An 11,231-nucleotide genomic window follows, 5' to 3' on the forward strand; every position below is an offset into this window, starting at 1 on the left:
ATGAAAGGCAGCCAGCTGGCCGGCTGGAAGGATTTCAACCTGGACCTGAAGGCCGAGGGGAAGAAGGAAGCAACTAAAGACTGAAACACTAAATCCCATTTCCTAAATCCTAAACAAATTCAAAGTTCTAATGCTAAAAACTGTTTTGACCTTTGGGTTTTTAGTGATTGTAAATTATTTAGGAATTAGAGATTAGGGATTAGGATTTGATGGTTATGTGGGTGACAACCAAAAGCAGGCTGGTCTATCGGAATCCCTGGATCGCCGTCCATGAGGACCAGGTCCTTAGGCCTGACGGGTCCGCCGGACTTTACGGGGTGGTGGAGGTGGGCGATGCGGTCAGCATAGTGGCCCTTCAAAACAACGCCGTCTGCCTGGTCCAACAGTACCGTCATTCCTGGGGCAAGCGGGTCTGGGAGGTCCCCTGCGGCGGGTTTAACGACAATGAAAGCCCGCTCAAGGCCGCCAAACGCGAACTGCTGGAGGAGGCGGGCATCAGCGCCAAAAAATGGAAACGTCTTGGTCTCATCGAATCGAATGATCCGGTGGTCAACCGTTTCCATCTTTTTTTGGCCCAAGACCTGTCGTTTGCCCCGCCCCGGCGCGATCATTCCGAAGCCGACATGAAAAGTAAAATGTGGGAACTTAACGAATATAAGAAAGCCCTGTTCAGCGGCGCCATCCGGGACGACATGACCATCGCCTGCGTCTGCAAGGCGCTGCTGGCCGCAGGGATCAAGCTATGAAGCCCAATATCTATCAAACCGTGGTGGCCAAGGGGCTGGTGGAGACCAACTGCTACATTGCGGCCTGTCCCGAGACCAAGGAGGCGGCGGTGATAGACCCCGGAGCCTTCAGCCCCAGGGAGGTCCAGACCATTCTGGACATCATCCAGCAGCACGCCCTCTCGGTAAAGTACATCGTCAACACCCACGGGCACATAGACCATATCGCCGGCAACCGGGCTTTGCTTAAGGAGACCGGGGCCAAGCTGTGCATCCATGCCGATGATGCCGGCATGCTGACCTCGGCCCGGCAGAACGGTTCGGAGATGTTCGGAATGGACCTGGTCTCACCGCCGCCGGACCGGCTGTTAAGCGACGGCGATGTGATAATGCTGGGCCGGCTGGAAATGAAGGTGCTGCACACGCCGGGCCATACCCCCGGCGGCATCGGACTTTTGGTGGGCGGGACGCTTTTCTCCGGAGATACCCTGTTCGCTGGCTCGGTGGGGCGCACCGACCTGCCGGGTGGCAGCGAGAATCAGATAATCAGGTCCATCAAGGAAAAACTGCTGGTGCTGCCGGATGCCACCTCGGTCCGGCCGGGCCACGGGCCCCGGACCACTATTGGAGCCGAGCGGGAGGAGAACCCGTTTCTGTAGGTTTAGGCATCTAATCATTTTACAGGGAAGATTTTTACAAAATGAATAAAATGGTTTTCTTGTTGGTATTGGTTATAGGTGTTGCCGTTAGTGCTCAAAAGATGACAGTATCGGTAATGGACTTGAATATAACCGAGGGGTTGCCCAACAAAGAAGCAATAATGTTGACAGACAAACTGATCAATGAGTTAGTAATGGCGGGAACCTTTAAAGTGATTGAACGCACCAAACGAGACGAGCTATTGAAAGAACAGGGATTTCAACAGTCCGGAGTTTGCGACCAGGGTGTCTGCCTAGTAGAAGCCGGGCAGATGTTGGGAGTTCAAAAAATGTTTGGCGGAACAATTGGAAAGTTAGGCAAAGTTTATGCAGTCGAATTGAGGATGATGGATATAAAAACAGGCGAAATAGACATAGCCTTTTCTCAGCAATTTGCCGGTGATATATCGGCATTGCTTAGCGCTATGAAGGATGCGGCCCAGGAATTCTCAAAATGGAAGCCGGGGGCAATTGTTACAGCTATTGAGTCAAAAATAGAATATGGCAGCGTTAAAGTTGTTTCCATGCCAAGTGACGCCAAGATAATACTAGACGGAGTCGAAGTGGGAAAAACCCCAGCCCAGCTTGATAAAATAGAAGCAGGGGCTTGGCAAATACGTTTGATAAAGTATGGGTATCAACAGTACGATACTATTGTAACCATCGGCAAGGAATCTCCGTCCAGCATTAATGCCCTATTATCCAAGACACCCATAACGCAAACGCCTGACCTAAAGGCTGAACCTCAGAATGTACTCCTTTCCCCTCTCGGCAAGGGAGAAATTAGGAACGAAAAGGATGGCAGTATCCTGGTGGAAGTTGCAGAAGGCGACTTTTCTATGGGAAGTAACAATAGAAGCCCTGAAGAGAAGCCTGTGCATAAGGTTTATTTAGATAAATACTACATCGGCAAATACGAAGTGACAGTAGGACAGTTTAAGAAGTTTTGCAATGTTACTGGTAGAACAATGATTGAGCAACCAAACTGGAACAACCGGGAGGACCACCCGGTAGTAAATGTTAGTTGGTGTGACGCTAAAGCTTACTGTGATTGGGCCGGGCTTAGGTTGCCGACTGAAGCTGAATGGGAGAAAGCAGCAAGAGGAACGGAGGGCAGAGAATATCCCTGGGGAAATGAATGGAACAGCACCATGTGTAATAGTAGTGAAAACGGGGACAATTATCCTTATACCTCGCCAGTGGGTAGTTTCCCTTTGGGAATTTCCCCCTATGGTTGTCATGATATGGCAGGTAATGTATGGGAGTGGTGTAATGATTGGTACAACAACAAATATTATAGCAGTTCCCCTTGCAGCGGCCCTACGGGGCCGCAAACTGGCATTGGTTCGGTAATGCGCGGCGGTGCATGGAAACTACAGAATTATTACTGTCGTACTGCCTACCGTAGTTTTGGTGCGCACGAAGGCAGAAACTACCTGAATGTCGGTTTTCGTCCGGCAAAGTAACATATTTTTTATAAAACGTATTCTTTCCTGTGATAGATGATTGCAATCCATAATATTACCCTCATTGCCAATACACATATGGTGGACTGAGTAATATATGTTTGGGGTGTTATGTGTTTGATCTAAAATGATCAAATTAATCATACATTTGAGGTTCAGTAATGAAATTGTTATTCTCCATTATTTTTTCTTTAGTCCTGCTATCACCAGTAATGTCCTCATCCCAACAGTTGTCAGTTTCCGTGATGGATCTGAATGTCACCGAGGGGTTAACCGGCAAAGAAGTAATAATGCTGACAGACAAACTTCTCAATGAGTTTGTGAAGTTGGGAAGATTTAAAATTGTGGAGCGTTCCAAACGTGACGAGATATTGAAAGAACAAGGATTCCAACAGAGCGGCGCCTGTGACCAAAGCACTTGCTTAGTGGAAGCTGGGCAGATGTTGGGCGTAGAGAAGATTGTCGGGGGAACAATAGGTAAGATGGGAAATGTTTTTGCAGTAGAACTAAGGATGATAGATATTAAAACCGGGGAGATAGACAGGGCCTTTTCCCAGCAATACACCGGGGATGTTTCAGTTCTGTTAGGGGCAATGAAAGAAGCAGCCGAGGAACTATGCAAATGGAAGCCCAAACTCCAAGTAACTTCGTTAAAAAGAAATATTGAATACAGTAATATTTCTATATCCTCCAAACCGAGTGGCGCCAAGATATTGATAGAAGGGGTTGAAGTGGGGAAAACCCCAGCTAAGCTTGATAAAATTGAAACTGGCGAATTGCAAATTAGTTTGATTAAATACGGGTATCAACAATACGATACATCCGTAGTCTTAGGTAAAGACCTAACCACCAACATTATTGCCACATTAATTAATAATATGGCTCAAGCATCTGTCTCAACAATTGCAGCTAAGGCTACAATTGATGGAAATGGAATAGGTGAGAGTATAAACCCAATAGACGGCTCGGTTCTTATAGAAATCCCTGCCGGTATTTTTCCCATGGGAAGCAAAGATGGCCAAGATGACGAAAAACCCGTGCATACTGTATATTTGGATAAATACTACATCGGAAAATATGAGGTTACAGTAGGGCAGTTTAAAAAATATTGCAATGTTACTGGCAGAACAATGCCTGAACAGCCCAGCTTTAACAACCAACCTGACTACCCAGTTGTAAACGTTAGTTGGGTGGCCGCCAAAGCATATTGTGATTGGGCCGGCCTTCGACTTCCGACCGAAGCCGAGTGGGAGAAAGCGGCCAGGGGATCTGATGGTAGAAAATATACCTGGGGAAACAAATGGGATCAATCCAAATGCAATAGCAATGGTAACGGAGACAATTATCCCTATACATCTCCGGTAAGCAGTTTTCCATCTGGTGTTTCACCATACGGTTGTTTCAACATGATTGGCAATGTATGGGAATGGTGCCATGACAACTATGATGATAACTACTACAGTAGTTCACCACCGGATAGCAACCCCCAAGGTCCAGGCATCCCAGGTTTTCGTGTTTATCGTGGTGGATCGTGGGGTCTCGATTACAGTTACTGCCGCACGGGAAAACGGAGCAGTAGCGAGACAGGTTTTGGCTTCAGAGACATAGGATTTCGTGTTGCAAAGGGGAAAAAATTATGGGAACCTAAAACACATTAAGAAATCATTGTTTATTAGTGTTTTTTCAGAACAGGTATTACCTATTTTGTTACAATAGGAGCCGAGCGGGAGGAGAACCCGTTCCTTTGATCCCTGACGCAGAAGCACAGAAGGTGTCTTCGATAAAACCGCCCGAGGCGGTCACTCAGACACCTTAATGGATGAAGTCATATGTAAATCCGCCTACGGCGGCCACTCAGACACCTATGACTTAATCCGGTGGTTGAGTGTTCCGAACTTGTGAGGAATGTATCGAAACCACCGGGTCGGCAACGGCAAATAAATATTAAGGAGATAAAAATGAAAAAACTTAATATCCGCGATCTTGAATTAAAGGGCAAAAAGGTCCTGGTCCGGGTGGATTTCAACGTGCCCCAGGACAAGAAGACCTTTGCCATCAAGGACGACTCCCGGATCGTGGGAGCCCTTCCCACCATCAACTACCTGATGGAACATGGGGCAAAGGTCATCCTGATGTCCCACCTGGGACGGCCCGACGGGCAAGTGAACATACAGTTCACGCTGAAGCCGGTGGCAGACAAGCTGGCGGAACTGCTGAAGAAGCCGGTCAAGTTCGCCGCCGACTGCATCGGCCCAGAGACACTGAAGCTTTCCCAGGAACTGAAGGAGGGCGAGGTCCTTTTGCTGGAGAACCTGCGCTTCCATGCCGAGGAGGAGAAGAACGATCAGGCCTTTGCCAAACAGCTGGCGGAACTGGGCGACCTTTATGTCAACGATGCCTTTGGGACGGCCCACCGGGCCCACGCCTCCACCGAGGGGGTCACCAAGTCTTTCAAGCAGAATGCCGCCGGGTTCCTGATGGAAAAGGAGATTGACTATCTTTCGGCCGCCCTGGATAAGCCCGATCATCCCTTCGTGGCCATTCTGGGCGGGGCCAAGGTCTCGGACAAGATCGCGGTGATAGAGAACCTGATCCCCAAGGCCGAATCCATCCTGATCGGCGGGGCCATGGCCTACACCTTTCTTTTGGCCCAGGGCAAGGAGGTCGGCTCTTCCCTGGTGGAGAAGGACAAAGTGGACCTGGCCAGGGAGATCCTGAAAAGATCCCGGGAAATAAGGTTCCTGCTGCCTTCTGACCACGTAGCGGCCGAAAAGAAGGAGGGCCAGCCGGATAAGAAGGGCAAGCCGACCTTCAGCTTCGTCAATCCCAAAACGGTGACGGATATTCCGTCCGGCATGGCCGGGGTGGACATAGGCCCCAAGACCATCGCTGAGTATTCCCAGGTCATTGCCGGGGCCAAGACCGTGGTCTGGAACGGGCCGATGGGGATCTTCGAAACGCCGGAATACGCCAAGGGGACATTCGAGATCGCCAAAGCGGTGGCGGCCACCGGGGCCAAGTCCATCGTGGGCGGGGGGGATTCGGCCTCGGCCGTGCACCTTTCCGGGGTGGCGGACAAGATATCCCACATCTCCACCGGGGGCGGGGCCAGCCTGGAGTTCCTGGAGGGCAAGGTCCTTCCCGGCGTGGCGGCATTGACGGACAAATAACTGCTGATAAATTAACTTATCAAAGGTGCGGTATGAAAAAGGTTTTATTCAGCATCTCTCTCATAATCCTGGCGTCGTCGCTGGCCTGGGGCGGTATGGCAAAAATCGATACGACCGGACTGGTGGCCTGGTACCCGTTCAGCGGGAACGCCGATGATGCCAGCGGGCAGGGTAACAACGGCACGGTCTATGGTGCCGCCTTGGCCGCGGACAGGTTTGGGAATTCGAGTTTTGCCTACAATTTTGACGGGATTAATGATTACATATTGGTCCCAGATGCAAGCAGCCTGGACTTGACCACCGTAGTGACAATATCGGCCTGGATCAAACCCGGAGAGTACCCGGTCACAGACCAGGGTTGTCCCATAGTGGCTAAGGGGACGGGTGCAGGGGGCGAATCATATTCATTTGATATTGCCGATGCAGGCACCGCCTTGCGCTTCCTTTGCCGGTCTGGGGGCACGGCATATTTCGCAAAAGCCTTTGGCTGGTTGACAGCCGGAAAGGTTGGGCAATGGATACACGTTGCGGTGGTGTATAACGGCGCCAGCAATACCGCCAAGATCTACGAAAATGGAATGGTGATAGCAAACAGCAGTTCGATGCCGTCAAGCATGAGTACCAATACGCATGAGCTTTCTATCGGCAGCCGGCAGAGCGGCAGTTCGACATATGACCTGAACCTTAAGGGGTGCTTGGACGATATACGTGTCTTCTCCCGGGCCCTGTCCGATTCCGAGATCACAGAACTATACAACGAGTCCTCTTCCGTCCCGGGGGTACCAACCCCGATTTCGCCCATCAACAATCAGCTGGTCAACAGCCACGACGTCAGTTTTCTCTGGCATGCCTCGGATTCTGCGGTATCTTACAATGTTCAGGCCTCCCCGGACAGCACCTTTGGCGGCATTGAGTTTGACCAAGTGGTTGCCGCTCCGGACACCGCCGTGACGGCCCACGGCCTGATATTCAGCAATTATTTCTGGCGGGTGCGGGCCTACCGGGCCGCCGACACCACAGCCTGGTCCTATACGGCCAAATTCCGGATCGATACCATCCCGCCGGCGCCGCCGACCCTGGTGAGCCCGGTCAACGGGGCGACCCTCACCGATAGCATAACCCGTTTCCACTGGAACGTGTCGGCCGGAGCCCGACGATATCGCATATTGGTGACCAGTGACAGCCTCGGTCTGGTCTGCACCGACTCTGCCACGATCGACACCACCGGATACCGGATAAGTTACATTCTCCCCGAGTCGCTGTATTACTGGAAGGTGAAGGCGGCCGACTCGGCCGGCAATTGGTCTGTTTACTCGGAACAGCGCTGGTTCAAGACCAGCATCATACCGCGGCTGATCGCGCCCGTCCCCAACGCCACTCTGGGCAGCCATACGGTGGGGATGAGCTGGCACGGAGTCTATGGTGCAGCCTCTTACCGGGTGCAGGTCTCAATAGACAGCACGTTTGCGGCCTACGAGGTCAACCGCACCGTCAACGCGCCGGACACCCAGACCACAGCCGCCGGCTTGGTCTACAACAATTATTTCTGGCGGGTGCGAGCCATCCGGAGCATCGACAGCTCCAGCTGGGCAGCGGTCAGGAAGTTCAACATCAGCGCGTCTGCCCCGGCCGTTCCGGTGCTGATCTCACCGGACAGCGGGGCGGTGGTGGCCGACAGCCAGCCGCATTTCCACTGGGGGACGGTGGCCGATGTATGGCTTTACCATTTCGAGGTCAGCGGCGACAGCCTGTTCACCACGCTGGAAGACTCGGTAAACGTGGACACCACGGGCTACAGGGTGCAGGCCCCGCTGATCGACGGGAGTTACTGGTGGCGGGTGCGGTCCTATGACAACATCAGCAACTGGTCGGCGTTTTCAACGCCCTGGAAGTTCATCGTTCAGAGCACGGGGGTGGAAGGGCAAAAGGATGCGGCCATCTTGCCTCAAAATATCAGGCTGTCACCGGCCAGGCCTAATCCAACCAGGATCAAGGCAGAGATCAATTACCAGTTACCCAAAGCAGGTCCAGTAGCCATTGAACTTTACAACGTGGCCGGGGCGCGGGTGGCAACGCTGGTCAACGGTCTGAAAAGCGCCGGGAATCACACGATCATCTGGGACCTTAGGGACAGCCAGGGCCATGGCGTGGCCAATGGGGTATATTTTATACGCCTGGCCTGGGGGGCATTGAGCACCGGCACCAAGATAACCGTGATCCGGTAGCTGCCCGGGGTGTCGGCGCTGACTGACAAATAGTTTTGTATTTTCACACGAATGTCATTCTGTGACCCTCATCCCACTTGTCTTGCGGTGAATCCATAGTTGACCCTTTGGTTTGCAAATCAAGGAGCCGTTCCTTCGATATTACATTCAGCAGGTCCAGCCGGGCAGTGCAGGGCAAATCTCAGGGTTACATAGTTGGCCAGGTGCGAGGTTTGGTCTTCGGCAGGCTCGGCAGGTGTGCTAATTGTAAGTCTCAGGGTGACAACAATGGTTAGACTCGATGTCATCCTTTAATATGATCCATTTTAGTTAACCCACATTAATCTTAACGGAGGTACCACCCAACATGAAGAAAACCCTGCTTGTCCTGGCGGTCCTGGCCATTGCTGCCTCATCCTATGCCGTTGACGCAGCCAAGGGAACCGAACAAGGCGACAAGGCGCTGCTGTTCAACGCGGCCTTCGTCAACGCCGGCCTGTATAACGGCGGCTTTGGCATGAAGTACTACCTGTCGCCGGGCCTGGCCCTGCGCCCGGTCGTTACTTTCGGCATCACCAGCCGGACCACAGTGCAGGAACCAGATTCCAGCGGTCCAGCCATTAACCGGGAGCATACTACTTATGATGATGCCAAAGAGAACACCACCAGTTTTGGTCTGGAGTTGGCCATAGAAAAAACCCTGGTGACCAAGGGTGCGGTAAATATCAATGCCGGCATTGGCGGCGGGTTCGGCATGAGCTCCTACACCAGCGAATGGGGCTTTACTAATACTTATACCAACAACGGCACGGTGATAGACTATACGGAAAGGTACACAACGAAGACCGAGATCAGCTCCACCAGTTTTGGAGGGGGAGTCTTTCTGGGCGCGGAATGGTTCATCACCGAAGCTATCAGCCTGGGGGCCGAGTACCAGTTGGGGGTAAACATGTCCAGCGAGGGAAAGGATGAGAGTGTCATCACGGACTCGTATACGACCGGCGGTGCTGTTACCACGGTCACTACAACAAACAACAACCCCTTGACCAGCACCATGGATTTAGGTTTTCAGACGATAGGCCTGACGCTGGGGATCAGGTTCTAATAGAATATTTGGGAGTGTCTTGATAAAAAGGGCGCCTGATCATGGCGCCCTTTTTATGCTTTGCCAGGCAGTTTGGGCATCCCATTAAACACCGTAAAAAATTGCTATAAAATGTCAATTTATTGTTGACAAACCACAATATGTTGTGGTATCTTTATCGTAATTAACTAGATAACCCATCAACAAAACTTAGGAGGTTTCAACCAAATGAAGAGAACATTAATTGTTCTGGCTTTAATGGCAATCATGTTCGGCATGGCAGCCGCCACCGAGACCCGGGTGGCCACTTTCGGCCCGGCCTCGATCTTCGTTGACGACTACACCGATATCTATTTCCTGCCCGCAGCAGCGTTATCCTATCCCCGGTTGATCGCCGCCGAAATGGGCAACAGCTTCCCGGTCACCAGCGATTACGGCTGGACATACGGTTCGGCCGCAGTGCTGTTCTCCAACGCCGAGCAGACCTACGGAGTGGTGGGGCTGGACATCAACCACGAGATACTGGGCGCGGACTTCTTCAACGGCGCCATCAATGACATCAACACCTCCAACGCACTGGTGGCCTTGTCCCCGATGGGTTATAATCTGGTTATTCCCGCCCCGGACAATCGTTTCCATGTCTTCTATGCCCGCAAGATGGACAACCTGAAACTGGGCCTGCACTTGGGCTGGGCCGGTTCCTCCACTTCTTACGACTTCAGCGACACAGTCACAGCCACTCCTACCGAAAAGGGCGAAGGATCCGCCAGCATCTGGGACATCAACGGCAACGTGGCCATTGACGTCAACGAGAACACCAGTGCCGACCTGGCTTTCTCAGTTAAGATGCAGAGCTTCTCAAGCAAGTACGATTACACCTGGCCCACCCCACCCCAGGACGGCGCCACCATCGAATCTGACGGCGGAATGGGGCTGGACCTCGGCCTGCGCGCCAGCTACGGCATGGCCGATAATTTTGCTCTGATACCGGTTATAGGTTTGAGCATGAACTCGGTGGCCTACAAGACATCTTATGTTGATACCGCCATCCACGCTGAGGGCGGTAAGACCAGCAGCTTCGGCTTTAGCGGCGCCTTTGGCGGCAACTACAAGCCGGCCGAGAACGTCACCATCGTGGGCGGTCTGCTGGTCAGCCAGTACACCGAGACCATCGAAGACACCATGGGTGTGTTCGGAGTGGGCGTCAACACCGAAGAGAACAGCACCTTCACCTTCCCCGGCTTCTGCGCCGGATTGGAAATTGACCTGTTGAAGTGGCTAACCCTGCGCGCCGGAGCAGCCAAGCTGTTGCAGAATTATTCCGGAAAGTATGAAAGAACAGCTTCCACCGAGGAATATTCCTATACTGATGCTCCGTATTTTTACGCCTTCGGCCTGGGCTTCAAGTTCGGCAAGCTGGCAGTGGATGTGAAGATGAACAACAACGCCCCGTATTCATTGGGCTATTTCATGAGCGGTATTGACAATGATGGTACTATGTACGATGGTACTTTAACTCATACCGAGCCCATCACCTCCATTGGCATGACCTACGCCTTCTAATTCCTGACAACTTGCTTAAAACGGCCCCGGTTTTGCCGGGGCCGTTTTCTTTTTGCCTTGCAAAAAACAAAAAATCTGTTATAATTACTTAACTTTGTCTGACAAGCTGACAGATGACATTGCCTGTCATTTACGATTGCCAAAGGCAAGGTTCAATATAAAAAACGGAAGCATCCTTCGGTTGGTCTTATCTATAGCCCAGCTCAGGATGCCATAAGTCGTGGGGCTGTAGCTTCCCTTAGCAGTTTGGCAGGGTTGCCATTCAGGGACAAGACGCAGGGGAGTCCGGCACAACACGAAAGCATATAAGTGGGGCTGTAG

At 52.0% G+C, this 11,231-nt stretch carries 8 protein-coding genes; all 8 read left to right on the forward strand.

Going from position 1 to position 11,231, the window contains the following annotated elements:
• The first annotated feature begins 215 nt into the window (after nt 1-215).
• Nucleotides 216-746: an NUDIX hydrolase gene (locus Q7U71_04245; protein ID MDO9390967.1), complete on the forward strand. Its 531-nt coding sequence runs from the start codon at nt 216-218 to the stop codon at nt 744-746.
• A complete protein-coding gene (locus tag Q7U71_04250) occupies nt 743-1,384 on the forward strand; it encodes an MBL fold metallo-hydrolase (GenBank protein ID MDO9390968.1) in 642 nt (213 codons plus the stop codon). Before Q7U71_04245 ends, Q7U71_04250 begins: the two co-directional genes overlap by 4 nt.
• Before the next feature lie 41 nt (nt 1,385-1,425).
• The gene (locus tag Q7U71_04255; GenBank protein ID MDO9390969.1) at nt 1,426-2,889 is read left to right on the forward strand and encodes an SUMF1/EgtB/PvdO family nonheme iron enzyme; all 1,464 of its coding nucleotides are present in this window, start codon (nt 1,426-1,428) and stop codon (nt 2,887-2,889) included.
• Between the two features lie 161 nt (nt 2,890-3,050).
• Nucleotides 3,051-4,547, forward strand: a complete 1,497-nt coding sequence (locus Q7U71_04260; GenBank protein ID MDO9390970.1) for an SUMF1/EgtB/PvdO family nonheme iron enzyme — start codon at nt 3,051-3,053, stop codon at nt 4,545-4,547.
• A gap of 300 nt (nt 4,548-4,847) precedes the next feature.
• On the forward strand, nt 4,848-6,059 hold the full coding sequence (locus Q7U71_04265; protein ID MDO9390971.1) for a phosphoglycerate kinase: 1,212 nt from the start codon (nt 4,848-4,850) through the stop codon (nt 6,057-6,059).
• A gap of 32 nt (nt 6,060-6,091) precedes the next feature.
• A complete protein-coding gene (locus tag Q7U71_04270) occupies nt 6,092-8,284 on the forward strand; it encodes a LamG-like jellyroll fold domain-containing protein (protein ID MDO9390972.1) in 2,193 nt (730 codons plus the stop codon).
• A 346-nt stretch (nt 8,285-8,630) separates the two neighbouring features.
• Nucleotides 8,631-9,368, forward strand: a complete 738-nt coding sequence (locus Q7U71_04275) for a hypothetical protein (protein ID MDO9390973.1) — start codon at nt 8,631-8,633, stop codon at nt 9,366-9,368.
• Between the two features lie 207 nt (nt 9,369-9,575).
• A complete protein-coding gene (locus tag Q7U71_04280) occupies nt 9,576-10,910 on the forward strand; it encodes a hypothetical protein (GenBank protein MDO9390974.1) in 1,335 nt (444 codons plus the stop codon).
• The last annotated feature ends 321 nt before the right edge of the window (nt 10,911-11,231 follow it).

The sequence above is a fragment of the bacterium genome (assembly GCA_030655055.1).
Taxonomy (GTDB): domain Bacteria; phylum Edwardsbacteria; class AC1; order AC1; family EtOH8; genus UBA5202.

Excerpts from the sequence above, each read along its gene's own strand:
- Q7U71_04255 (MDO9390969.1), top strand. The coding sequence starts at position 1,426 with ATGAATAAAATGGTTTTCTTGTTGGTATTGGTTATAGGTGTTGCCGTT.
- Q7U71_04250 (MDO9390968.1), top strand. The coding sequence starts at position 743 with ATGAAGCCCAATATCTATCAAACCGTGGTGGCCAAGGGGCTGGTGGAG.
- Q7U71_04245 (MDO9390967.1), top strand. The coding sequence starts at position 216 with ATGTGGGTGACAACCAAAAGCAGGCTGGTCTATCGGAATCCCTGGATC.
- Q7U71_04265 (MDO9390971.1), top strand. The coding sequence starts at position 4,848 with ATGAAAAAACTTAATATCCGCGATCTTGAATTAAAGGGCAAAAAGGTC.
- Q7U71_04280 (MDO9390974.1), top strand. The coding sequence starts at position 9,576 with ATGAAGAGAACATTAATTGTTCTGGCTTTAATGGCAATCATGTTCGGC.
- Q7U71_04275 (MDO9390973.1), top strand. The coding sequence starts at position 8,631 with ATGAAGAAAACCCTGCTTGTCCTGGCGGTCCTGGCCATTGCTGCCTCA.
- Q7U71_04270 (MDO9390972.1), top strand. The coding sequence starts at position 6,092 with ATGAAAAAGGTTTTATTCAGCATCTCTCTCATAATCCTGGCGTCGTCG.
- Q7U71_04260 (MDO9390970.1), top strand. The coding sequence starts at position 3,051 with ATGAAATTGTTATTCTCCATTATTTTTTCTTTAGTCCTGCTATCACCA.